Genomic DNA, 22,123 nt, shown 5'->3' on the forward strand with positions numbered 1-22,123 from the left:
GTTTTTTGGCGCCGGCGCCACCCATTACCCACCCCCCCCCCCGCTCACTGTGTTTGCCGGGGGGTGGTGGGGGGGGGGTGGGCGGGCCGACGCCCGCCCCACGTCACGGAGCCAGGGCGTCGCCGACGATGCGGCGCAAAGCGGCAACATGGGCTCGGTAGGCAGACCTCCCCGGTTCGTCGAGGCGGAGCCAGACCCGCCGCCGGGTATCGCGCACGGCGCGCCGCTGCATGACGTACCCGGCTTCGGCGAGCACCGCAATGTGCTTGCTCAGCGCGGACTTGCTGATGTCCAGCAGGGTCAGCAAGGCGCCGAACTCGATCTCGCGGACGGGATCCAGCGCCGCGCAGATCCGCAACCGGACCGGAGCGTGGATCAGGTGGTCGAACCCGTCGGCCGCCGTAATCGGCTCGGTGTCGTGCGACGAGCTCACCGGCGGCCGGCCCGGGCGCCGAGGGTCAGGCCGACGCCGGTGAACAGCCCGAACACCAGGACCGCGGCCACGATCGGCGACCAGGGTGACCACCAGTCCTCTCGCTGCGCGACGGCGTCCGCGAGGATCACCGCGACCGAGGGCCCGTACAGTGCAAGCTTGTCCCGCGCGGTCATCGCGCCGCCGGTCCACCCCTCACAGACCCCGCGGATCCGGCCGGCGATGTGCGCCACCTTGATCAGTCCGGCCGTGACCACGGCCGCGACCACCAGACCCCACCAGTCGGGCAGCAGGATGGCCACCGTCCCGACACTCAGACCTGCCCCGGTCGCAAGCCAGTACCAGGCCGGATAGCCACTCCACGCCACGCGCGCCCGGCTGCGCCGGACCTCTGCCAGCGCGGCTGACGCGTCCGGCACGCTGATCGACCCATTGGTTTCCATGATGGCAACTGCAGAGTTTCCAAGTTGGAAACACAAGGGCAGGCCGAGTGACCGATCAGCGGACGGACACGGGCGGGTCCCCTCACCGCCGCTTGACGAGCTGCTGGTGCTGCCGCAACCAGGGGGCGTAGCAGGCCAGGTTCGTGTAGATGGCGGGCGACTGCGAGCAGAGCACCGACCGATCGACCCCGGTGCGGCCGGCCGAGCCGACCGCGGCCGTCGACGCGGTGAAAAGCCGCCGTCCAGGAACCGCCGTGGCCGGCGCCCCGCCGCCGGGTGTGTGGTCGCGACACACCTCGTCGATGCCGATCGGGCCGGTCCGCCGGCACAGGCCGACCGCGCGAGCGGTGCGACGTCGATCCGGCGGAGCCCACCGCGCGGGTTGTGCGGTGTCGTCCCCGGGTGGTTCCCCAGCCGGTCATCTCAGTGAGCGGACCACTGACCGCGACGTCGGCGACCTGCTCGAGGAACGCGTCGGATGGGTGGCCCTTGATCGGGTCCGTTTCGGCGATGGAGGACCAGCTTCCCGTCCAGCCGCGACCGGTAGCGCTTTCCAATGAAACGAAAGCCGCCCGCTTCGAGAACCTCCGTTCCGAACGGAGTCACGTCACCGAATCCGTACACCCACGTGACCGAGCCGGCGATCGTGTTTCCGTTCCTGTCCTTATACATCAACGGCGTCTCTGTCCAGTCCTCGACGTTCAACACCTCATGATCGTTGACGGCCGTAGTCTCCCAAGTGCGCCACGCCTGGCGTCGGCATGGCAGGACGTTTTCGCTACGTGGCAATTCACCCTGTCGGCATGCCAACTCGCACGTGTCCGCGACTTGTAGCAGCCGAAGGTGCTCCGGGGAGATCCGCTGGTGAGCCACATCAGAGGCGGACACCGATTGGCCATAGCCGCTATGCGTGATCAATTGTATACTGATCGTGAACTCTCTGCGGGAGTGCGTATTGGCCGATCCCCCTGTGAAGGCGCTGGTCGCCCCGGTCCGTCTGGTCCGAGGGCATCAAGGCGCTGCGGGGCGGCTGATACGGGGGTTGACAGGCGTCCTGGTGCTGTTGCTGATGGGCGAGTTGGTTGGCCGCGCGGGTCTGGTGGACCGGGCCTACCTGCCGCCGTCGTCGACTGTTCTCGCCCATGCTGGGCGCCTGCTCACCGATGGCGGGTTCCTCCGCGACGTCCTGTTCACCCTGGGCGGATGGTCCTCCGGTCTGGTGATCGCGATCGTGATCGCGGTGCCCGCCGGGGTTCTGCTCGGCAGCCTGCCGGTGGTGGACTCCGCTGCCCGGGTCCTGGTCGAGTTCTTGCGGCCGATCCCGGCGGTGGCACTGGTCCCGTTGGTGTTGCTGGTCGTGTCCGATCAGGGCGAGATGGAACGGACTTTGGCGGCGTACGCGGCGACCTGGCCGATCCTGATCAACACCATCTACGGCGCCGGCGAGGTGGATCCCCTGGCTCGCGACATGGCTCGCAGCTTCGGGCTGAGCCCTGCCGCGATCTTGTTGCGTGTCTGGTTGCCGAGTGTCGCCCCGTTCGTGGCGACGGGGGTACGGCTGGCCTCCTCGGTTGCCCTCATCGTCACGATCAGCACCGAACTGATCTCCGGTGGCGGCGGCAACGGGCTCGGTCAGTTCATCTTCGACGCGAGCGGAATTCCGGCCGGCGCGGCCGATGTCTTCGCCGCGGTGGCGGTCACCGGCGGACTCGGCCTGGTGCTTGACGTCCTGCTTCGGTACATCGAGCGCAAGGCGTTCCGGTGGCACTTCGAACGGCTGGGGGTGGCCGGGTGATGACGTCCGGACGCCGGACCGCCGTCCCCGCGGGTCGGCGTCGGGTCCGCTCCGCCCTGGCCGCTGTGGCGCTGCGCTGGTCCGTTCTGCTTGCGGCGGTGGGTCTCTGGCAGTTCCTCACGACCACAGTCGTGCCAGCGGACTACGAACCGTACTTCCCGCCGCCGAGCACTGTCGCCGGGACCCTGTACGAGACCTGGTTCTCCGGTCCGGTGAGCCGTGGTTTCCTGACTGCGACCGCGGTCGAGCACTTGCTGCCCAGCCTGGGGCGCCTGCTCGGTGGTTGGGCACTGGCGGCCGTGATCGGCATCCCGGTCGGGGTGGCGCTCGGCCGGTCGAAGCACGCGAACGACTACGTCCAGCCGCTGATCCACTTTGCTCGGTCGATTCCCGCGACCACACTGATCCCGGTGTTCATCGTGCTGTTCAAGTTCAGTACGACCATGCGGGTGTCGGTCATCGTCTTCGGGGTCGTCTGGCCGATCCTGCTCACCGCCATGGACGGCGCCCGGAAGGTGGAGCCCGGCTATCTCGGCGTCGCCCGGGTGTTCAGGTTGAGCCGGCCGGTACGGCTCCTGCTGGTCATCGTCCCGGCCGCCGCCCCGAGGATCTTCGCCGGGCTGCGGATCAGCCTGTCGCTGTCGATCATCTTGATGGTGACCTCCGAACTGGTCGGCGCCACCGACGGCATCGGTTTTTTCCTGTCGAACGCGAAAAAGGGTTTTCAGCTGCCGGAGATGTGGTCGGCCATCGTCCTGCTCGGCGCCTTGGGGTATCTGTTGAACACGGCGTTGTTGGTGTCCGAGCGGCGCATCCTCGGCTGGTATCACAACGCAGAGGAGTTCCGGTGAAAGCACTTCGCCACAGGTTCTCGATGACCTGCCTCGCCTTCATGGCGCTGTTCGCCACCTCCTGCGGCGGATCCGGCGCGCCGGGCGGCGGGAACGCGCAAGGTCCGGAAAGGACGGACATCAAGGTGGGCGTCCTGCCGACCTGGGACGCCGCCGCCGTCTACCTGGCCGGCAAGGAGGGGTACTTCCAGGCCGAGGGACTCAAGGTCACTCCGGTGGTCCTGGCCGGCTCGGAAGAGGCGGTGTCCCGGAATCTCTCCGGTGCGGTCGACATCGCCCACGACGGGTACGTCTCGCCGATCGCGGCTGCGAGCAGAGGGCTCAAGCTGCGCATCATCGTCGACAGCGCGCGGGCGAAACACAACATGTACGTCATCGTGACGCCCAAGGCGTCGACCGTCCACGCCCCGAAGGACCTCGCGGGCACCACCATTGGCATGATCAACAGCAGGGGCCTGCCGGCGCTGCTGACCGGTGCGGCGCTCCAGTCGGCCGGCGTCGACCCGGCAAACGTGCGGTTCGTCGACGTCACCTATCCCACCATGGGCACCGCTCTGCAGAACGGGTCGATCGACGCGTCATTCGCGACCGACCCGTTCCAGGCCCAGTTCAAGCAAACGCTCGGGGCGCGGGTGGTGCTCGACACGATCGGCGGCCCCACCGAGGACTTCCCGATCGGCTGTTACCACACCACGCAACAGTTCGCGAAGCAAAACCCGCGAACAGTCGCCGCGTTCCAGCGGGCGATGGCGCGAGCACACAAGCTCGCCGTGAGCAACCCTGACCAGGTGACGCACGTACTGCCGAGCTACATCAGCGGGTTGACACCGCAAACGGCGGACGCGATCACCATCGGCACCTTCTCCTCCTCCCTGGACAAGGCCGATGCTCAGCGGGTTGCCGACTTCATGACACAACAGCACATGCTGAGCGGCCGGTTCGACGTCTCCAGCATGTTCCAGTGAACGGAGAAGACCATGGCGAAGGTCGGCTACCTGCGCATCGCCACCGAGGAAGCCTTCGCACCCCCGGAGCTGATGACGCTGTGGCGGGACATGCTCGGCACCGCGACCGGTCTGGATCCCGGATTCGTCAGCCTGGTCGGCTTCTACGCCCGGCACGGCAGCGAGCGGGCCAGCACGGTCGCCGAACGCCTCCAGGATCTCGGAGAACGCCGGCTCGCCGACATGGACGCCGCGGGCATCGACCGGCAGATCATCTCGCTGACCGCACCCGGCGTCCAGGTGCTCGCCCCCGACCGAGCGGTGGCCATGGCGATCGTGGCCAACGACCGGCTCGCGGAGGCATGCCAGCGCCACCCCGACCGCTTCACCGGCCTGACCGCGGTCGCTCCGCAGGACCCACCGGCCGCGGCCCAGGAGATCGAGCGCGGCGCCGGCCTCGGCTTCAAAGGCGTGATCATCAACTCGCACACCTACGGCGAGTACCTCGACAACCAGAGGTTCTGGCCCATCCTGGAGGCCGCCGAGGCGCTGGACACCCCGATCTACCTGCACCCCACCGCCCCACCGCGCACCATGATCCAACCACTGCTGGAAGCCGGCCTGGACGGGGCGATCTACGGGTTCGCGGTCGAGACCGGAATGCATCTGCTCCGCATGATCACCGCCGGCGTGTTCGACCGGTTCCCCCGGCTCCGGGTCGTCGTCGGTCACCTCGGTGAGGCACTGCCGTTCTGGCTCTACCGGCTGGACTACATGCACGCGGCCTCCGTCCGGTCGGGCAGGTACGACGCCATCCGGCCGATCGCCGGCAAGCCCAGCGACTACCTGCGGAGAAACGTCTGGGTCACCACCAGCGGGATGGCCTGGCATCCGGCGATCATGTTTTGCCGCGAAGTGCTCGGTCCCGACCGGGTGCTCTACGCGATGGACTACCCCTACCAGTACGTGATCGAGGAAGTGTCCACACAAGACAACCTGCCCATCGACGAAACGGCCAGGAAGGCGTTCTTCCAGACGAACGCCGAACTGGTCTTCGGTCTATGACCGGCCATGCTGGAGGTGAAGAAGCTTTCCCACGCGTACCGCAGGCCCGGCCCCAACGTTCTCGAAGACGTCACCCTGATGGCCGGCGACGGCGAACTGGTGAGCATCGTGGGCCGCTCCGGGTGCGGCAAGTCCACCCTGCTCCGCGCGATCGCCGGGCTGATCCGCCCGACCAGCGGGCAGATCCGGCTCGACGGCACACCGGTCGACGGCACACCGGACAATCTCGCCATGGTCTTCCAGGACTACTCCCGCACGCTGCTGCCCTGGCTGTCGGTCCGCGACAACGTCGCCCTGCCCCTGCGCGGACACGGAATGAACCGCAGAGCCCGCCGCGCGGCGGCGATTGAGGCACTCGAAGCGGTAGGGCTCGCCGGCGCGGCGCGGCAGTACCCCTGGCAGCTCTCCGGCGGCATGCAGCAACGCGTCTCGATCGCACGAGCGCTGGCGTACCAGCCCACGCTGCTGCTGATGGACGAACCATTCGGCTCGGTCGACGCACAGACCCGCGAGGAACTGGAGGATCTGCTCCTCAGCGTCCGGGCGAACCGCAAGATGACCATCCTGCTGGTCACCCACGACATCGACGAAAGCGTGTACGTCGGCGACCGCGTCGTGGTACTCGGACACGCTCCCGGGCGGGTGATCGGCGACCTCACCGTCGACCCTGCCACGGCAACGCGACCAGATCACCACCCGGGAACTACCCGAGTTCATCCACCTCCGCAGCAGAGTCGGCCGGCTGATCCGCGCCGCCACAACATGACCATGCTTGCCAAGATAGGAGTACTTCGTCCGGGCGCGGGCCAACGTGTGGACCGGGCATGATGGCTGCGTCCGGCATGCGGGGCCGGGTGTTCGCCCCGACGCGGTCAGACCGAGTTTCCTGGTGCTGTCGCTGTGGGCATCTGCGGCGGACCGCGGACGCTACCGCACCGATCGTTTCCCAGTCTGCGCCACAGATCGCGAGCGGCCGCGCACGGGGGCTCTCCAGCGGCTCGCCCTCGCTCATCAGCGCCGGATAGGCCTCGCGCAGCAACGCGCTCGCCACGAAGACCGACGGCTCGGCCGGCAGCTGTCCGGTCAGCGTCACGGGCAGCGACAGCACCTGGATCTCGTCTCGCCGTACGCCTTGCTGCTGTGCACCGCGTAGGGCGGCACCCACATGATCCGACTGACCGGCGCCACCCAGGTGCCCACCTGGGTCGCTGTGACCAGGGCCCCACGCGCGGCGTAGCGGAGCTGGCCGTGGTCCTGGAAGTGCGCGGTCACGGCGGCGCCATGGGCCAGCGGCGCCGACAACGGCGCCTCGTCGGTGCAGAAGCTCGGCTCGCCGCTGGGGTCGGACACGCGATCGAGGCTACCCACCACTGGCGGGTTATCGGAAAAACCTGGCGCGATACCGGTGGTGCGCCAGGCGCCGCAGACCGCACCGTAGAGACATGTCACAAAAGATCAAGGTCGAGGCCGCTGGTGAAGGGTGGCAGCGATGAGCACACAGACGACCGGCACGATCGCAGTCTTCGGCGCGACGGGGCGACAGGGCGGGGCGGTGCTCGACGCGCTGCTGGACCACAAGGCCACGGTGCGGGCCCTGGTCCGCAACCCGCAATCCGACCGGGCTCAGGCGCTGGCCGCCCGCGGCGTCGAGCTGGCGGCCATCCGGACCGACGACCCGGCGTCGTTGGCCGCCGCGCTGACGGCGGTCGAGGCGTTTTACTTCATGACCCCGGAGGTGGACAACCTCGAAGAGGTCGAGACGGAGATCCGCATCGGCACCGCGCTCGTCGACGCGGCGGTCGCGGCACGCGTCCCGCACGTCGTGTTCAACTCGGTCTTCGGCGCGGACCGGGAGCGGGGTGTGCCGCACCACGACTCGAAGCACTCGATCGAGGAGCACCTGAGGAAGTCCGGCCTCAGGGCCGCGATGCTTCGCCCGACCCCCTTCATGGAGGAGATGGCACCGAGCCTGGAGCACGGAGAGATCGTGCTGAGGCTGCCGCTGCCGGAGGACGCCGCCCTGAAGATGATCTCGGTCAGGGACGTCGGCCGGGTCGCCGCCGCGCTCCTGCTCGACACCGCGGAGGCACCCGGCGGAGCCGTCGAGCTCGTCGGCGACGAGCTGACGGGCCCCCAGATCGCCGCGGCGTTCGGCGCGCACGCCGGGCTCCCGGCACGTTACGAGACCCTCCCGTTGAGCGTGCTTCCCAGCGACCTCGACAGGGCAATGTTCCGCCAGTTCGCGAAGGCGGCGGAACACCCGTCGGATCTTGCGGTGGTGCGGGCGATCGAGCCGGCCACCCTCGACCTGGCCGAGTGGATCCGATCCACCGGCTGGACCGCACCCACAAACGTGGCTGGTTCCTGAGCCTCCGGCCGCGATGAACGCCCCGCGCTCGTGCCCACGGTCTCGGCGCTCCGGGCACGGCAACGCATCCGCCAACATTCGAAATCACAACTCGAGGAACGCAGAGAACCCATGCGAGCGATCACCTTCTCCGCCTACGGCGGGCCGGAAGTCCTGCAGCTGTCCGAGGTCCCGGTGCCGGAACCCGGCCCGGGGCAGGTGCGGCTGGCCGTCCGGGCCGCCGGGATCAACCCTCTCGACTGGAAGATCCGCAACGGCTCCAAGCGGCAGAACTTCCAGGTTTCCTTCGCACACACCCCCGGTTTCGAAGTGGCCGGCGTCGTCGACGCCGCGGGCGAGGGCGCCGAGTTCGCTGTCGGCGACGAGGTGTTCGGCTGGCCCGAGACCGGCGGCTACGCCGAGTACGCGCTGGCGAAGGCGCTCGCGCCCAAGCCCGCAGGCATTTCGTGGGCAGACGCGGCGGCGCTGCCGGTCGCCGGCGAGACCGCGCTTCGCGTCCTCGGACTGCTGGAGGTCCGCGAAGGCGAGACGCTGCTGGTCCACGGCGCCAGCGGCACGGTCGGGCGCTTCGCCGCGCAGGTGGCCGTCGCGCAGGGCGCTACCGTCATCGGCACCGCCGGCAGCCGGAACCTCGACGACCTGAAGTCGCTGGGGGTCGTGCCCGTCCTCTACGGCGACGGCTGGGAGGAGCGGGTTCGCGAGGCCACGCCGGGACCGGTGGACGCCGTGTTCGACGCCGCCGGGCACGGGGTGCTGCCCGGGTCGGTCAAGGTGCGGGGCACGAAGGACCGGATCGTCACCATCGCCGATGAGGCCGCCTACGAGCTGGGGATCCCGTACTCGGGTCCCGAGCAGTCGCGGGAGGTGCTGACCGCGATCGTCGGCTGGGTCACCGACCGGGGGGTCCGGATCGCGCAAGGCAAGAGCTACCCCCTCGAGGACGCGGCCACCGCGCAGGTCGAGAGCGAGGACGGTCACCCCGGCGGGAAGCTCACGCTCGCCATCAGCTGAACGGGAGCGCGGCTTCGTGCCGGCGCAGACCGGGCGCGCGCGACAGACCGATCAGTCCAGCGCGCCGAGTCAGCTGGGCGATTTCAGCCGGCCTGACGGTCCAAGCCAGCGGGGTCGGACCGAGTTCGGACGGGCGAACCGACCGGACGGGCCTGTCGCCGGATCGCGGCGACAGGCCCGGATCACTTCGCAGGAGGCGAAGCCAGTGGGACCCGCTGGGTGCTCCGGCGCCGCTGGGCCGGGATCTGCACCGTCCCCGGCGCCGAATGCACCGCAGCCTCGGCGAGCGCCGACAGCTCACGACGGTTCTCCGCGCGGCCCGGGCGATCTCCGGGCAGATGTGGACCTCGAGCACCAGCCCGTACCAGTGAACTCATCGGAAAGCAGCGTCCGGTTACACGCGTCATCCAGACGCCGCACAACCCGGCGGAGCATCCAGGCCGGCGAAGGCCGGCAGGCTGCAGGCCCGGACCCGGCCGCATCGCGGGATTGCGCGAAGGACACGTTGGTGCGAGTCTGGCCCAAACACTCTACGCATCGGACACGACATGGAATTGCTGACGCCCTGGGACGGCTCGAGGGTCGGGTTGGCTCAGGAGGACATGCGTCGGCACAATCGCGGTGCTTTTCTTCGCCTTGTGCACCTGAGCGGCGGAATCTCGCGGGCTGAACTCGCGAGACGGATGAACCTCAATCGAAGCACAATCAAGACGTTGACGTCGGAACTGAGCGCGGCGGGCCTGGTCCGGGAAGTGGCGCAGACGGACAACCGTCACCAGGGCCGCCCGTCGTTCATTGTGCGGCCGGAGACTCAGCGTTTCCACGTATTGGCGTTCGACGTCGCGGTGGACCGGCTGGTCGCCGCCCGGGTCGGCCTCGGCGGTGTCATCCTGGACCGCAAGGTCGCTGCCCGGCGCCGGTCCGGAGTCGATCTCGACTACGTGGTCACGACGCTCGCGGAACTCGGCCGCCAGTTGACCGAGGCGGCGCCGTCGACGTCGACTTGCGTGGGGCTCGGGGCCTCGTACTGCGGAATGATCCGTCCCGACGACGGTACCGTCCGTTTCGGCCCCGACCTCGGCTGGGTCGACCAGGCGTTCGGCGCTGAACTGGCACGCCGGCTGGGGCTGGGACTGCGGGTGCCGGTCGGGAATGAGGCGCATCTCGGAGCGCTCGCGGAGCACGTTCGCGGGGCCGGGATGGGGGTGCAGAACCTTGTCTACCTGCACGGCGACGTGGGCGTCGGTGGCGGGATCATCGTCGGCGGCACGGTGCTGGACGGCGACGCGGGGTACGGCTGCGAACTGGGCCACATGGTCGTCAACCCGCACGGCGGGCGCCCCTGTGGCTGCGGCTCCAGCGGGTGCCTGGAGGCCGAAGCCGGTGAACGAGCCTTGCTGGACGCCGCACGCCGACCGGCGGAGGTCTTCGGCCGTGACGCTGTGCGGGCGGTGGCCGACGACGCGGCCGCGGGCGATGCCGACGCTCGCGACGCGCTCGATTACGTCGGGGATTGGCTGGGCATCGGCGTGGCCAATCTCATCAATCTGTTCAATCCGGCGGTGGTCGTTTTCGGCGGGATGTTGCGGGATGTGTACGCCGGTGTACTGCCGCGAGTACGTAGTCGCGTCGCCCGCAATGTGCTGCCGGTGGCAAAGGAAAAAGTGCGCCTGAGTGTGTCGGCTCTCGGGGACGACACCACCCTGATCGGCGCCGGCGAGCTCGGATTCTCACGGCTACTGCACGATCCCTTGAGCGAAACGCCGCGGGTTTCACCGACCGCTTGGTGATCCGGCCGCGCGTGTCACTCGGGAGCGAGCGACGTGCGCGACGGTGAGGGCTCGGGAGGAGCTGAGCCGGCCCAAGCCGTGGCCGTGGCCGCCAGCCGGTCGGTGACGCGCCAGGCCAGGGCGGAACAATCGGCGAGGGCAGCGATCCGGCGGAGGCTCGGCAGCAGGTCGCCGCGGTGTGCACCGCGCTACCGGGCCCGGTGGTCGGTTTCGTGCGCTGCCAGCAACTCCCGCCACGCAGCGGTCAGTCGGACGATCACGGTGTCGACGAGAACCGCCTTCGATGGCTCGTTCTCGCGGAACACGGCGTTTCGACGGCGAATCGCCTCGCGGCTCACGACTGGCCACGCGGTCTTGCTTGTCGCCCACCACGCCGCGGCCGGACGAACCCTGCTGCACGCCCAGCGCGACCTTTGCCCACGCCTCGCCGACACCCCGCTGCGCGACACCGTTCGCTCGCCCACGCATGCCTGCCGGCACTCACCTCCGACAGCCTGGACCACCTGGCGCGGCGTCCGCAGTTGCCTCCGGCGAGCGACGAGGGTAACGAGTCGCGCAAGGTGCGCCCAGCCGAGGACCCCAGGCAGGACGGCTGGCGCCGGCACGCGGCCGGTGATCGATGTCGACGACGATGCAGACGGCGAGGTGACCGATCTGATCGCCATCGGCAAGGAAACATCACCCAGTTCGCAGCCAGCCTCGTCGTCTACGGCAGTCCATTGCCCGAGAAGGGCGGCCAGGAGTAGCGTTCATCATGCGGACACACTGTCTCACTACTTGAGAACGAGGGTGGGCTATGGCAGGGAAGGACGTCTACACCCACGGCCACGCCGAGGTCGTCGTGGCGAGCCACGCGGCGCGCACCGCAGTCAGTTCGGCGGCCTACCTTCTGCCGCTGCTCCGCCCGGGGCTGGACCTGCTCGACGTCGGCTGCGGTCCGGGCAGCATCACGGCCGACCTCGCCGAAGCCGTCGCACCCGGGCGGGTGCGCGGAGTCGAGATCACCGAAGACCCGCTCCCTGCCGCCCGGTCGAACGCCGCTCGACGCGGGGTGTCCGTCGAGTTCGCCGTCGACGACGCGTACTCGCTCTCCGATCCCGACGACAGCTACGACGTCGCCCACGCCCACCAAGTGCTCCAGCACCTGTCCGACCCCGTCGCCGCTCTCCGCGAGATGCGGCGGGTGACGCGCCCCGGCGGAGTCGTCGCAGTGCGCGACGCCGACTACGGCGCGTTCCGGTGGTGGCCCGAGGACCCACGGCTCGACGACTGGCAGGACCTGTACCGGGCCGTGGCCCGCGGCAACGACGCCGAGCCCGACGCCGGCCGGCGACTGCTCGCCTGGGCCCACGAAGCCGGGTTCACCGAGGTCACGCCGTCTGCTTCCGTGTGGTGCTACGCGACCCCCGAGGAACGCTCGACGTGGGGCAATATGTGGGCCGAGCGGATCCACTCCTCCGTCGGCAGGATGGCCCTCGACCGCGGACTGGCCACACAGGCCGACCTCGACGCCATCGCACGGGCGTGGCTGGACTGGGCGGCGCACCCCGACGGCTGGCTGATGATCCCGCACGGAGAAGTCCTCGCCCGCGCCTGAGTCGGCCGACATCGGCTCAGCGACCGCGTGGTGCAGGTCGTGCGAGAGGACGCCGCCCGGAGTGTGCCTTTGGCGGAAGCAGCCTTGGGCTTCGCAGGAAGGACACGGAGATGAATGCCGCGGATCAGGTCCCCACAGCGATCCGGCCTGCCGGCCGGACCGGGTAGCCGCCGACCTGCCAATGGTCGTGCTCCGGATCGGCGAGCACGACGGCCAGCGCTTCGGCCAGTTGAGGCCAGTCCCGTCCGAGCCACCATCCCTCGTAATGCGCAGCCTTGGCCTTCAGGTACAGGGCGGCCCGGAGGCCGTACTGCTCGGTGACTTCGGCGAGGTGATCGAGATTCGCGGCGACGTGGTCGTTGAGCTCCTCATAGAGCTCGCCCGTGGCTTCCCGCACGGTGTACCCGCGTGTCAGCACCCGGCGCATCATCGCCGTGAACAGCGGACTGAGCATCGAGTCGGCCGGCAAGTCGGCGGCGGCGAACTCGCCCAGGAAGTCCCATCCACTTAGAAGCAGTGCGCCGTCACTCAGGAGACGGCCTGCGAGTTTCGGCCATTTTCGCGGGAGGAACATCGAGGTCGAAGATCTCACGGAAGAAGTCTCGGAGAAACTCGCGAACCTCCAACGGGCTGTTACGCCACGCGTGCTTAACGATGCCCACCGCCGCGAGATCGAGCAGTTCCGCCAAGTTGTCGACCGCCGGCGGATCCGCCATGACAAAATCGACGAGTTCTTGAATCGTCGGTCGCTTGTAGGCCTTATCCCCCGCTACAGCTTCCGTTTCGTCCACCCGCACCTCGTTTCCCGGGAGCCCAGCCGACGTAGGGTACGCCGACCGTTCAGGCAGAAGTGATGGTCAGGCTCGAACGTCCAATGGCCATCGACGTCGTGATCGCCACCAGCAGGTAGCCCGCCGTCGCGACCGCCACGACGGGGATCGGGCCGAGGCCCGTGCTGAGCGTGCCCGCGACCGCGCTGCCGGCCGGGGTGAGGCGCTGCACCAAGGTGCGCTCCATCGCGAAGTACGGTCCCCAGCACGCGGCCGCCACCGCGACCAGCACGACCAGCACGACCGCCGGCACGAGAGCACCGGTGATGGTCAGCAAGGCGAAGGGCGCAGTCCCGGCCAGGACGATGGCCGGAATGCGCCACGCGTCGCCGCGCTGATCCACGGCCTCGGCTACGAACGGATACCCAGCACCGGCTGCTCGACCACCACGATCCATCGACGCCAACGGCGTGCCCCTAGGGGATCGCCTCGGACGGCGCGAACCGCCACGACTCCACAGCGGGTGCGCTTGTGGAGGATGCCGGCAGTGTTGAGGGTCTCGCGCCAGAGGTGGGAGCAGTAGCACGAGCCCAAGGGAGGTGAGGGGGTCGACCTCGCGATGCATCCTCCTTGGATGGCGCGCCTTCGTCGTCTGACTACTGGGATCTCAATCTTCGGTCGCTCGGCCCGCTGGGTCCGGATGGCCGGGCACAGGCCACCCAAGATTTTGGAGTTGACACTCCATTTTTGCCGCGTGACAATGGAGTGAAACCTACAAAACGTGCTGGGACGAGGCCATATGAACACGGTTAACCACGTCACCCCCCGGTCGGCGGGGGCTTTGACCTTCAGCCCCGAGGGGATCCTCTTCGTGGGCGACAGCAAGCTCGGAGTCGTCTTCGCCTTCGAGACGGAACGCGGCCAGGCGCCGGCCTCGCTGGATCCCTTCCTTTTCGAGTCGATCGACGAGAAGATCGCCGCAGCGCTGGGCGTGACGGCGAAAAGCCTGGTGATGAACGGGATGGCCGTCCACCCCGTGACGCGGGAGCCGTACCTGTCCCTCGGCGTGCGCAACGGCGATCGCCTGGAGGCCGCGGTCGTGAGCGTCTCGCTCGCCGGCGAGGTCCGCCCGTTCGACCTCTCGTCGTCGAAAGTGGCGGTGCACCAACTGTCCGATGTTCCCGACGAGGACAAGACCTTCAAGTCCCGGGCCGGCACTTTCCCCATGCCACCGGCGGCGGTCTTCGATGAGAAGGCGCGTACGCCGCTGCGGTCCATGACGATCGTGGACCTGAAGTTTCACGCCGGAGAGGTGTTCGTCGCCGGCGTCTCGAACCAGGAGTTCTCCTCCACGCTGCGGCGGATCCCCTACCCGTTCACCGGGGCCGCCAGCGAGACCCAGGTGGAGATCTACCACCTCGCTCACGGCCAATACGAAACGCGTGCTCCGATCCGAGCCATGCAGTTCGCCGACATCGACGGCGAGGACACGCTCATCGCCGCCTACGCCTGCAGCCCGCTCGTCACCATTCCGGTCTCAGAGCTGAAGCACGGCGCGCAGGTGCGGGGCAAGACGATCGGCGACATGGGCAACGGCCAGCCCATCAGCATGGTCGCCTACCGTGACGGAGACGGGGACAAGCTGTTCATCACCAATCTCAGCCGCGGTCCCATGGTCGTCCCGCTCTCCGGTATCCGGACCGCCGAAGGTTTCACCCCCGAGAACCGGCCGACCACGGGCCCGATGCTGGACCAATCCCCCTTCATGCCGGCCGGGCCGGTCGGCAAGCAGGTGCTGTTCGTCGGATCGTCGCTGCGGGCGGACCTGTTCAGCGACCGCTTCTTCGTCTCGCTGACCCGCTACGCCGATACCGGCGATCTGACGCTGGAGACCCTGATGGTCACCCCGTTGCCCGGACGGCTGGACAAGATCTGGGTGGAGATGGATTTCCCGGGCACCAAGAGCATGCACAAGCTGCCGGCGTGAACGGCAGGTCTGAACTTTGAGGGCGTCAGAGATGCGGATCCAAACTTCCCCCGGGGTGCCGATCCGCATCTCTCCTCAAGCCAAGGTCCTGCCCGCCAACACCCTGCGCTTCTACCTCCATTTTCCCAGGCCGGGAGAGGCGCACTTCGATCGTGACCACCTCTGGTTGCTGAACGAGGAGGAGCAGGTGGTGCGTGAGCCCTTCCTCGTCCTGTCGCAAGAGCTCTGGTCCGCTGACGGGCGCCGCCTGACCGTCCTGATGGAGCCCGGAAGGATCAAACGCGGTCTTGGAGCGGACCCGTCTCACGAGCCGGCGCTTGTCGTTGGGCGGACGTACAGCCTTGTCGTCACGGCGCTCGGGCAAACAGCGCGCCATACCTTCCGCGTAAGCGATCCAGTTCCGGAGGCGGTCGACGAGACCCACTGGCGTCTCGTCGCTCCCACAGCGGGCAGTCTCGATCCCGCCGTCGTGCACTTCGACAGGGTCATGGACACCGCCCTGTGCGAGGACGAGATCGGAGTCCTGACCCCGTCGGGAAAGGTCGTTCGGACGCGCGTGTCACTCGCACTGGACGGAACCACGGCGCGGCTCATTCCCAGCCACCCGTGGCGCGCCGGGGAGCACCGCCTCGTCGTCTCCGAACGCCTCGAAGACGTTTGTGGCAACAGGTTGGGCGAGGCTCTGGACCATGACCTGGGGGCGGGTGGGCCACCACGGGCCGGGGTGATCAACTTCACGACGCGCAGCGTCATCGCCCCCTCGTCTGCTCAGGCGATGAGCTGACGCGGCCCGAACGCGGAGCACCGCAGCACCTGGAAGTGTCATGACAATCTGTGTTCTGGCCTCGCCTCGTCTGTGGCGGGGCCAGAACGCTCTCGTGCAGCCCATGATCACCAGGTTCGGGCCTGCCAACACTTTGCCTCGCCCGAAGCCCCGCGACCCGCCGGCCCATCGATCGGCGGTCGGCGGGTCGAGGGCGGTCGAGGTGTCAGACGGCGAGGCGGCCGCCGTCAGCCGGCAGCAGTACGCCGTGGATGAAGCTGGCCTCCTCGGTGGCAAGGAAGGTGATGGCGGCAGCGATCTCTTCGGGTTGTCCGACGCGCCCGGCAGGCGCGCCCTGTGCAAGCTGGTCCAGTGAGTCGCCCATGGGGATGGTGCCCTCGGTGCGGGTGGGGCCGGGACTGACGGCGTTCACGCGGACGCCGGCAGGGCCGAATTCAGCAGCCCAAGACTTGGTCAACAACATGAGAGCGGCCTTGCTGGAGCCGTAGAGGCCCATCCCGTTCATGCCGAACTCCGACACCATGGTCGTGACGTTGACGATCGCTCCGTGGCCGCGTTCGGCCATCGCGGGGGCGAGCGCTGCCACCAGCAGATAGGGCGCCTTGACGTTGACGGCGAAGACCTCGTCGATCTGGTCGGCCGGAGTGTCGGCAGTGGCGCCGAAGGGGAAAATACCGCCGCTGTTGACGAGGATGTCGACATGGCCGCCGCCCACCTGGGCGGCACGGGAGGCGAGCTGTCGCACGCTGTGCTCGTCGCCCAGATCACCTGCGACAAAGTCCGCGGTCCCGCCGGCGGCGCGGATGCCGGCGACGACGGCGTCACCGCGTGCCTTGTCTCGGCCGGACACGATGACGTGTGCTCCGAGAGCGGCCAGCTGGACGGCCGTGGCTTTGCCGATGCCGCTGGTGGAGCCGGTGATCAGGGCGGTGGAGCCGGTCAGGTCGGTGGTCATGAGAACCTCTCGATAATGGAGCAGACACTCCAGACAGTGCTCTCTTTTTTTGGAGTGTCAACGCCAAAATCGAGTACAGTGGACTTATGGAGCAGCCCACACCCGAAGCTCGAGGACGCCGCGCGGGCCAACCGGGCCGGACAAGCGCGGCCGCGCCCACGGGGCCCCGGAAGTTCACCTCGAAGGGCCTGGCAACCAGAAGCCGGATCATCGCCGCCGCCGCGGAGTTGGTGTCCGCTCGCGGCGTCGCCCGCACCGGCCTAGAGGACGTCCAGCGACGAGCGGGCGTCAGCGTGTCGCAGATATATCACTACTTCACAGACAAGGACGACCTGATCCGGGCTGTGATCGCACACCAGGCCGATAGCATCCTGGCCGCACAGCGACCCGTCCTGGACGAACTCGACAGCTTCGACGCGCTCGATCGCTGGCATGACCTGATCATCGACCTGCAAGAGCAGCGCGACTGCATCGGCGGCTGCCCCATCGGATCAATCGCGGCCGAACTGGCCGACAACGACCCATGCGCACGGCAGGATCTCGTCGACAGTTTCGAACGCTGGGAGGCCCCGATCCGCGCAGGCCTGGCTCGCATGCGCTCCCGAGGCGATCTGCGCACCGACACCGATACCGACGCCCTCGCTCTCGCCCTGCTCACCGCACTACAGGGCGGACTTCTCCTCACCCAGACGCGCCGCAACACCACCCCCCTGCGTGCTGGTATCGGTGCCGTCCTGGCCCATATCCGAACCTACGCAACCGAGCAGACGCAGCGCCGTGACCGCCAAATGCAGTGAACAGTCACCACCTGTTGCGCAGGAAGCTCAAGCATCTCCACTCTGGCGGCAAGGCGAAACAGTGAGGAACCCGGATGCGGAGAACCGGGGGCGCAGCGCGAACGTCACGCAGGCCGCGAGCCCGACCGACCAGCCGGCGTTGATCGCGTTGGAGTGGAACATCGGCATCGACAGGTAGGCGATGTCCGATGTGGACAATCTGAATCGGTCGGCGAACATCCGACCGGAAACACGATCTTGCCGTGTGTGCAGCGCACCGCCTTGGGGCCGGTGCGGGGTTCAGCGGCGCGTCCGCCGCCACCAGCTCCCACCAGGCGAGGGAATGCACGTCGATGATCCAGTCCGGGCCGACCCCGAGATCCAGCCCGGCCAGCAGACCCGCGACCTGCTTCAACGGGCCTCACCACGACGGGCCACAGCGATCACGTCGTCGCGGAACTCGCGGGGGGGGGTAGAGGCATAGCACGGTGAAGGATTTCGGGATTTCCGAATCGCGCCTGGCCAACTGGCTGCGCGCCGCCGACGTCGACGACGGCACCCGGCCCGGCGTGATCCGCTGAGCTGCGGAAGCGCAACCGGCTGCTGGAACAGGAGAACGAGGTCACGCTCAAAGCGGCCGCCTACCCGGGGCAGGGCAATCTGCTGGGAAAATAGCCTTCTCGTCCGTGAACTGGCCGCGTCCGCGCCCCGATCAGGGTGCCGGCCCCGCAGGCCTTGGCACGCGAGGCGCTCGTCGAGTCCGGATCGTGCGTCAATGCGGGGTCGTGACCAGGAATGTGTAGTGCCCGTCGATGTCTTTGCGGACGTCGAGGACCTTGTCGGCAAGGTGGACCCGGGTCTCGCGGCCGAGGAACACCTGAGTGTTCGCGGTGGTGATGACGCGGTCGCCGGCCATCGGGTGCGCGGCGACCTCGACCTTCAGCTCGGCGCCCTCCCCGGGAGGACCGTCGAGGGTCAGGCGCAGGCCGCCTTCGGTGTGGACGTTCTGGGCCGCGGTGAGCTGGTTGATCGCTTCGGTGGCCGATTCGGTCATGGTGAACATCGACGGTCTCGCCTTCTGTATACGGTGATCGCGGAACTGGTGTGGCTCACCAGGCGGGCTTCCGGTTCCCGCGTTGGGGGCCAGCGGACCTTGGTCGCCCAGCCGAGCTTCTCGAAGATCCGGATGACGCCGGCGGAGATGTCCACCTGTCCGCGGAGCACGCCGTGGCGGGCGCAGGTGGGGTCGGCGTGGTGGGAGTTGTGCCACGATTCGCCCATCGACAGGATCGCCAACGGCCAGAAGTTGGCGGAACGGTCGCGGTTGGTGAACGGGCGGGTGCCGATCAGGTGGCAGATCGAGTTGACCGACCAGGTGACGCGGTGCTGCAAGGAAACCCGCGCCAGCCCGACCCAGAGGAACGCGGTCAGCGCGGCCCATCACGTGGCGCCGATCAGGCCGCCGAGCGCGGCGGGAACCAGCACGGTGGCGGCGACCCACAGCGGGAAGAGCCGGTCCACCAGGCGGATGTCGGGATCGGCGGCCAGGTCGGGGCGAAGCGGGCGATGTTGGTCTTGTCGCGGCCGAAGAGCCAGCCCAGGTGGGCGTGCCAGAACCCGTGGGCCAGCGCGAGCGGTGAAGTGCCGTAGAGCCACGGGGAGTGCGGGTCGCCTTCGCGATCGGAGAAGGCGTGGTGCCGGCGGTGGTCGGCGACCCCGCCCCACACCAGGACCACGACCGAGATCAAGGCGAGGAACGGGGCGAGCAGGAAGACCCGGATGGTGACCAGCTCACCCCGGGAATGCTCCCCGGCGACGATGGGTTTCGGGCCGGCCGGGAAGAGTTGTGGTGGCGAGGTGTGTTCGGTTGTGGTCATGACGGTGTCGATTCGAGCGATGGGACGGATTGGTGGGTTTCCCCTCGGGCAGGGCGGTCTTCATTTCCGCGTCGGGCGGGCGCGGCGATGGCCTCGGCCCGCGAGGTGTGGATGGCCAGTTGTTCGTGCAGCCTGGTGATCTGAATGGGGCGCCAGGTCGCGCGGGTGGTGGCGACCACCCGCAGATCCGTGCGCGTCGCGGCCTGCCGATGCGCGGCCAGCAGGACCTCCAAGCCCGCCGAGTTCAGGAACCGGACGAAGGAGAGGTCCACGACCAGCCGTTGCGGTCTCTTGCTCAACGCCGATTCGAGCGCCTGGCGCATCGCGGGGGCGGTGTGCAGGTCCATCTCGCCGTCCACGAGGAGCACGAGCGTCCGTCCGCATTGCTCGGTCGCCACGGTCAGTGGCGGGTTCCGGCGTATCGGGGGCTCACGCCCGCCGGCCGGCATCTCGATGACCGCACGAACGACACCGAGCTCTGTGCTGCCGCCGCTGCGACTGTGTGCGATGGGGATCGCCGGCGGTGCTGCCGGTGATCGCCGGCGGCGAAGATCGAGTGTCCTGAGTTTCACGATCGGGCTCCTCGGCTTGCCGACCGCTACTGATCCTCACCGCTGTGATGACGAGCGCGCGGCCGATGGACAGATGCGGCCGTCGTTGGCGGTCGATCGTCGCGAGGGCAGGGACTGGGCGCTCCGGCGCTGTCACCTGGATCATACCGCGATGCCGAGGCCACAGCGGGTTTCCCGGGCCGGTTTCTGCTGTGTGGACAGCCGCGTCGGCTGATCGAGACTCGCCCTCACCGGAGGTGGCCACGTAGTCGTGTTCCAGCAGCGTCGTGCCACCCACCGCGGATCCCCTGCATACGCCGACCCGCCACGGGTCCGCCACTTCGACCTGCGTCTGGCCCGTGCCTCGGTCGCGGCGACGACCGCGAACTGGACATAACGGTCCATCCGGTGGTTCTCGGCCGCAGTCAGTCCCGCCTCCTCGAGGTCGAAGGCGCACTCCGCGGCGATTCTGGAGCGGAAGCCTCCGCAAGGAAGAGGGTGTTCTGCCGGTGGCGGTGCGCCCGGAGGTCGTCAACTCCCAGAACGCCTTCACTCCACCGCCACCCGGCGTCACCGCCCAGTCCGGTGACCGCCACCCGCCGGGTCACGACGACCGTTCGGTCTCCCCATGCCCCTGCTCCGCCGGGGCGCGTGGGTGTTGGTCGAGGGCGTTGAGTCCCAACCGCCGAACGAAAGTATTCAGGCACCGAGTCCGCCGTGGCCCGCTTGGGCCGGCCGCTCCGGGTTCCACCGGCACACCGCCCGACCTCACGCGGAGGACAGCCCGGGAACCGGCGGACAGGCCCGCGGTTGCCGAGACCCGCCGGGCGCTGACCGAACCCGGCATTCCGATCCCACCGGCTACCGGACCGCGCCCGCGACGGCGTTAGGCGGACGTTGCCGCGCCGGCACTCGGCCGCCGGCACCTGGCGTGTGAGCCACCGCCATCGGTGTCGGCGGCGTTGTCGGCACGCCCTCGCCGACCGCAAGCGCGACGACCCGTCCGGCCGCTCCGCCTCAGCGCACTTCGCCGGTCCAGCGGAAATGTCTCCCCCTTCGGGTAGCCGGTCTGCGGAGGCGAGTCCGGCGGTATCGCCCGGAACGCGGAGCCCCTGTCGTTGGCCGGCACGTCACCAGCGGTGCTGAACCGCGAGATGGATGTCGCCCATTCCTGCGCCCAGAAGCCCGGCGTAGGGAATGCTGTCGAAGTCGACAGCCACGATGCGGATGGTGAACAACGGCGCGACGGCGCCGCTGATGTCGACGACATTGGCGTGACTGGCCAGCTCGAAAACGGTGCGGATGGCCGACATCGTCTCCGTGCGGTCAGGATCGCGCTCCGGTGACAGACCGTGGACCCGGACGTCGAGGAGGTGCAGGCCTGAGTCCACCTCGACGCCCATGGAAACGTGCTCCGGGAACTGCCCCTGATCTCGCAGCTGCCCCACTTCGGCGACGAGGTTGACCGCGACCGCGGGCAGCGAATGACCGGACTCGAGCTGATCCGAGCCGGCGATGCACCAGACCGGCTGCAGCAAATCAGTCATGTCGCACCTCTTTGTGATGGCGGAAAAGGAACTGAATCGGTTCGACCACAAGCCCGAGCGCCCCTGCCCGTGGGCAGGGGCGCGATCAGGGAATCGTCCGGCACTTACCGCTTTGCCCTGCGGAAGCGGCGGGCGACCGCGAGCAGCAATCCGCCGAGGACGACGAGCAGCGCTCCCAGCCCGACCAGAGCACCCAGGAGTGGGCTGGCCCCGGTACTGGCGAGGCCGGACGTACCGATGGGCCCGTTGTCGTGCCCCTGGGTGCCGCCGATGCCGCCGATGCCGGACGAGGTGGTGCCGAGACCCACCCCTGGCGAGCTGGACGTCGTCTCACTGCCGGTGGTCGACGTCGCGCTCGTGCCCTTGGTGGAGGTGGAAGGCACCGTGGTGGAGGTGTGGGACGTCGACGGCACTGTGGTGCGGGTGTGCGACGTCGACGGCACCGTAGTGCAGGTTTCTGACGTGGAGGGCACTGTGGTGCGGGTGTGGGACGTCGAGGGCACCGTCGTGCGGGTGTGCGACGTCGAAGGCACCGTGGTGCGGGTGTGCGACGTCGAAGGCACCGTCGTGCGAGTGTGC

General features: G+C 68.6%; 23 protein-coding genes and 4 pseudogenes. 13 read left to right on the plus strand and 14 right to left on the minus strand.

Annotated elements, in window-relative coordinates; all coding sequences use genetic code 11:
- Nucleotides 1-103: 103 nt before the first annotated feature.
- The 3 genes from AB0F52_RS45840 to AB0F52_RS45850 all read right to left on the minus strand — a co-directional run bounded on the left by AB0F52_RS45840 (nucleotide 104) and on the right by AB0F52_RS45850 (nucleotide 1,171).
- A complete protein-coding gene (locus tag AB0F52_RS45840; protein WP_360184984.1) occupies nucleotides 104-433 on the minus strand; it encodes a transcriptional regulator in 330 nt (109 codons plus the stop codon).
- Nucleotides 430-876: a hypothetical protein gene (locus AB0F52_RS45845; protein WP_360184987.1), complete on the minus strand. Its 447-nt coding sequence runs from the start codon at nucleotides 874-876 to the stop codon at nucleotides 430-432. The genes AB0F52_RS45840 and AB0F52_RS45845 overlap by 4 nt, the downstream gene beginning before the upstream one ends.
- Before the next feature lie 82 nt (nucleotides 877-958).
- A complete protein-coding gene (locus AB0F52_RS45850) occupies nucleotides 959-1,171 on the minus strand; it encodes a hypothetical protein (protein ID WP_360184990.1) in 213 nt (70 codons plus the stop codon).
- A 762-nt stretch (nucleotides 1,172-1,933) separates the two neighbouring features.
- Between AB0F52_RS45850 and AB0F52_RS45855 the strand changes: the two genes are divergently transcribed.
- From AB0F52_RS45855 to AB0F52_RS45875, 5 genes and pseudogenes are all read left to right on the plus strand, one after another.
- Nucleotides 1,934-2,671, plus strand: coding sequence for an ABC transporter permease subunit (locus AB0F52_RS45855; RefSeq protein ID WP_360184993.1), 738 nt, complete (start codon nucleotides 1,934-1,936; stop codon nucleotides 2,669-2,671).
- Between the two features lie 65 nt (nucleotides 2,672-2,736).
- Entirely contained in the window at nucleotides 2,737-3,522 is a 786-nt protein-coding gene (locus tag AB0F52_RS45860; protein WP_360184996.1) for an ABC transporter permease, read from the plus strand.
- Between the two features lie 23 nt (nucleotides 3,523-3,545).
- Entirely contained in the window at nucleotides 3,546-4,487 is a 942-nt protein-coding gene (locus AB0F52_RS45865; RefSeq protein WP_360184999.1) for an ABC transporter substrate-binding protein, read from the plus strand.
- A 12-nt stretch (nucleotides 4,488-4,499) separates the two neighbouring features.
- A complete protein-coding gene (locus AB0F52_RS45870) occupies nucleotides 4,500-5,531 on the plus strand; it encodes an amidohydrolase family protein (protein ID WP_360185001.1) in 1,032 nt (343 codons plus the stop codon).
- Nucleotides 5,532-5,537: 6 nt separating this feature from the next.
- Nucleotides 5,538-6,297 (plus strand): annotated as a pseudogene (locus AB0F52_RS45875) (ABC transporter ATP-binding protein).
- Nucleotides 6,298-6,620: 323 nt separating this feature from the next.
- Here AB0F52_RS45875 and AB0F52_RS45880 read toward each other — a convergent pair.
- A complete protein-coding gene (locus AB0F52_RS45880; protein ID WP_360185004.1) occupies nucleotides 6,621-6,881 on the minus strand; it encodes a hypothetical protein in 261 nt (86 codons plus the stop codon).
- Nucleotides 6,882-7,020: 139 nt separating this feature from the next.
- On the opposite strand from AB0F52_RS45880, the gene AB0F52_RS45885 reads away from it, so the two are divergent.
- Nucleotides 7,021-7,899, plus strand: coding sequence for an NmrA/HSCARG family protein (locus AB0F52_RS45885; protein ID WP_360185007.1), 879 nt, complete (start codon nucleotides 7,021-7,023; stop codon nucleotides 7,897-7,899).
- Nucleotides 7,900-8,010: 111 nt separating this feature from the next.
- A complete protein-coding gene (locus tag AB0F52_RS45890) occupies nucleotides 8,011-8,910 on the plus strand; it encodes an NADP-dependent oxidoreductase (RefSeq protein WP_360185010.1) in 900 nt (299 codons plus the stop codon).
- Between the two features lie 182 nt (nucleotides 8,911-9,092).
- Here AB0F52_RS45890 and AB0F52_RS45895 read toward each other — a convergent pair.
- Nucleotides 9,093-9,271 (minus strand): annotated as a pseudogene (locus AB0F52_RS45895) (1-acyl-sn-glycerol-3-phosphate acyltransferase); the annotation flags it as partial.
- Nucleotides 9,272-9,458: 187 nt separating this feature from the next.
- On the opposite strand from AB0F52_RS45895, the gene AB0F52_RS45900 reads away from it, so the two are divergent.
- Together AB0F52_RS45900 and AB0F52_RS45905 are read left to right on the plus strand one after the other, a co-directional pair.
- Nucleotides 9,459-10,700, plus strand: coding sequence for an ROK family transcriptional regulator (locus tag AB0F52_RS45900; protein ID WP_360185013.1), 1,242 nt, complete (start codon nucleotides 9,459-9,461; stop codon nucleotides 10,698-10,700).
- 796 nt (nucleotides 10,701-11,496) lie between these two features.
- Entirely contained in the window at nucleotides 11,497-12,297 is an 801-nt protein-coding gene (locus tag AB0F52_RS45905; protein ID WP_360185016.1) for a methyltransferase domain-containing protein, read from the plus strand.
- Nucleotides 12,298-12,421: 124 nt separating this feature from the next.
- Here the strand turns inward: AB0F52_RS45905 and AB0F52_RS45910 are convergent, their stop codons facing one another.
- The 3 genes from AB0F52_RS45910 to AB0F52_RS45920 are packed head-to-tail and all read right to left on the minus strand — an operon-like array spanning nucleotide 12,422 to nucleotide 13,470.
- Complete coding sequence (locus AB0F52_RS45910; RefSeq protein ID WP_360185019.1) at nucleotides 12,422-12,871, minus strand: hypothetical protein; 450 nt, start codon at nucleotides 12,869-12,871, stop codon at nucleotides 12,422-12,424.
- Complete coding sequence (locus tag AB0F52_RS45915) at nucleotides 12,822-13,088, minus strand: hypothetical protein (RefSeq protein WP_360185022.1); 267 nt, start codon at nucleotides 13,086-13,088, stop codon at nucleotides 12,822-12,824. The genes AB0F52_RS45910 and AB0F52_RS45915 overlap by 50 nt, the downstream gene beginning before the upstream one ends.
- Nucleotides 13,089-13,137: 49 nt before the next feature.
- Nucleotides 13,138-13,470, minus strand: a complete 333-nt coding sequence (locus tag AB0F52_RS45920; protein ID WP_360185025.1) for a hypothetical protein — start codon at nucleotides 13,468-13,470, stop codon at nucleotides 13,138-13,140.
- A gap of 468 nt (nucleotides 13,471-13,938) precedes the next feature.
- On the opposite strand from AB0F52_RS45920, the gene AB0F52_RS45925 reads away from it, so the two are divergent.
- Nucleotides 13,939-15,054, plus strand: a complete 1,116-nt coding sequence (locus tag AB0F52_RS45925) for a hypothetical protein (RefSeq protein ID WP_360185028.1) — start codon at nucleotides 13,939-13,941, stop codon at nucleotides 15,052-15,054.
- Nucleotides 15,055-15,109: 55 nt separating this feature from the next.
- Nucleotides 15,110-15,838 carry a hypothetical protein gene (locus AB0F52_RS45930; protein ID WP_360185031.1) on the plus strand — a complete coding sequence of 243 codons (729 nt, stop codon included), beginning with the start codon at nucleotides 15,110-15,112 and terminating at the stop codon, nucleotides 15,836-15,838.
- Between the two features lie 205 nt (nucleotides 15,839-16,043).
- Here AB0F52_RS45930 and AB0F52_RS45935 read toward each other — a convergent pair whose 3' ends face one another.
- Complete coding sequence (locus AB0F52_RS45935; RefSeq protein ID WP_360185033.1) at nucleotides 16,044-16,793, minus strand: SDR family oxidoreductase; 750 nt, start codon at nucleotides 16,791-16,793, stop codon at nucleotides 16,044-16,046.
- A gap of 86 nt (nucleotides 16,794-16,879) precedes the next feature.
- Here AB0F52_RS45935 and AB0F52_RS45940 point away from each other — a divergent pair, with 86 nt between their 5' ends.
- The gene (locus AB0F52_RS45940) at nucleotides 16,880-17,590 is read left to right on the plus strand and encodes a helix-turn-helix domain-containing protein (protein ID WP_360185036.1); all 711 of its coding nucleotides are present in this window, start codon (nucleotides 16,880-16,882) and stop codon (nucleotides 17,588-17,590) included.
- A gap of 63 nt (nucleotides 17,591-17,653) precedes the next feature.
- On the opposite strand, the pseudogene AB0F52_RS45945 reads toward AB0F52_RS45940, so the two are convergent.
- The 5 genes and pseudogenes from AB0F52_RS45945 to AB0F52_RS45965 form a co-directional block, all read right to left on the minus strand.
- A pseudogene (locus AB0F52_RS45945) lies at nucleotides 17,654-17,856 on the minus strand (acyl-CoA synthetase); the annotation flags it as partial.
- 485 nt (nucleotides 17,857-18,341) lie between these two features.
- Nucleotides 18,342-18,623: an iron-sulfur cluster biosynthesis protein gene (locus AB0F52_RS45950; protein ID WP_360185039.1), complete on the minus strand. Its 282-nt coding sequence runs from the start codon at nucleotides 18,621-18,623 to the stop codon at nucleotides 18,342-18,344.
- Nucleotides 18,620-19,446 (minus strand): annotated as a pseudogene (locus AB0F52_RS45955) (fatty acid desaturase). Before AB0F52_RS45955 ends, AB0F52_RS45950 begins: the two are co-directional and overlap by 4 nt.
- Entirely contained in the window at nucleotides 19,443-20,018 is a 576-nt protein-coding gene (locus AB0F52_RS45960; protein ID WP_360185042.1) for an STAS domain-containing protein, read from the minus strand. Before AB0F52_RS45960 ends, AB0F52_RS45955 begins: the two are co-directional and overlap by 4 nt.
- 1,109 nt (nucleotides 20,019-21,127) lie before the next feature.
- A complete protein-coding gene (locus tag AB0F52_RS45965) occupies nucleotides 21,128-21,544 on the minus strand; it encodes a hypothetical protein (RefSeq protein ID WP_360185045.1) in 417 nt (138 codons plus the stop codon).
- A 270-nt stretch (nucleotides 21,545-21,814) separates the two neighbouring features.
- Between AB0F52_RS45965 and AB0F52_RS45970 the strand changes: the two genes are divergently transcribed.
- On the plus strand, nucleotides 21,815-22,123 hold a 309-nt coding region (locus AB0F52_RS45970; protein WP_360185048.1), incomplete at its 3' end, for a hypothetical protein.

The sequence above is a fragment of the Amycolatopsis sp. NPDC024027 genome (assembly GCF_040638975.1).
Taxonomy (GTDB): Bacteria; Actinomycetota; Actinomycetes; order Mycobacteriales; family Pseudonocardiaceae; genus Amycolatopsis.

Coding starts and splice junctions, on each gene's coding strand:
- AB0F52_RS45845 (WP_360184987.1), bottom strand. CDS start 876: ATGGAAACCAATGGGTCGATCAGCGTGCCGGACGCGTCAGCCGCGCTG.
- AB0F52_RS45865 (WP_360184999.1), top strand. CDS start 3,546: ATGACCTGCCTCGCCTTCATGGCGCTGTTCGCCACCTCCTGCGGCGGA.
- AB0F52_RS45870 (WP_360185001.1), top strand. CDS start 4,500: ATGGCGAAGGTCGGCTACCTGCGCATCGCCACCGAGGAAGCCTTCGCA.
- AB0F52_RS45885 (WP_360185007.1), top strand. CDS start 7,021: ATGAGCACACAGACGACCGGCACGATCGCAGTCTTCGGCGCGACGGGG.
- AB0F52_RS45890 (WP_360185010.1), top strand. CDS start 8,011: ATGCGAGCGATCACCTTCTCCGCCTACGGCGGGCCGGAAGTCCTGCAG.
- AB0F52_RS45900 (WP_360185013.1), top strand. CDS start 9,459: ATGGAATTGCTGACGCCCTGGGACGGCTCGAGGGTCGGGTTGGCTCAG.
- AB0F52_RS45905 (WP_360185016.1), top strand. CDS start 11,497: ATGGCAGGGAAGGACGTCTACACCCACGGCCACGCCGAGGTCGTCGTG.
- AB0F52_RS45910 (WP_360185019.1), bottom strand. CDS start 12,871: ATGTTCCTCCCGCGAAAATGGCCGAAACTCGCAGGCCGTCTCCTGAGT.
- AB0F52_RS45935 (WP_360185033.1), bottom strand. CDS start 16,793: ATGACCACCGACCTGACCGGCTCCACCGCCCTGATCACCGGCTCCACC.
- AB0F52_RS45940 (WP_360185036.1), top strand. CDS start 16,880: ATGGAGCAGCCCACACCCGAAGCTCGAGGACGCCGCGCGGGCCAACCG.
- AB0F52_RS45950 (WP_360185039.1), bottom strand. CDS start 18,623: ATGACCGAATCGGCCACCGAAGCGATCAACCAGCTCACCGCGGCCCAG.
- AB0F52_RS45965 (WP_360185045.1), bottom strand. CDS start 21,544: ATGACTGATTTGCTGCAGCCGGTCTGGTGCATCGCCGGCTCGGATCAG.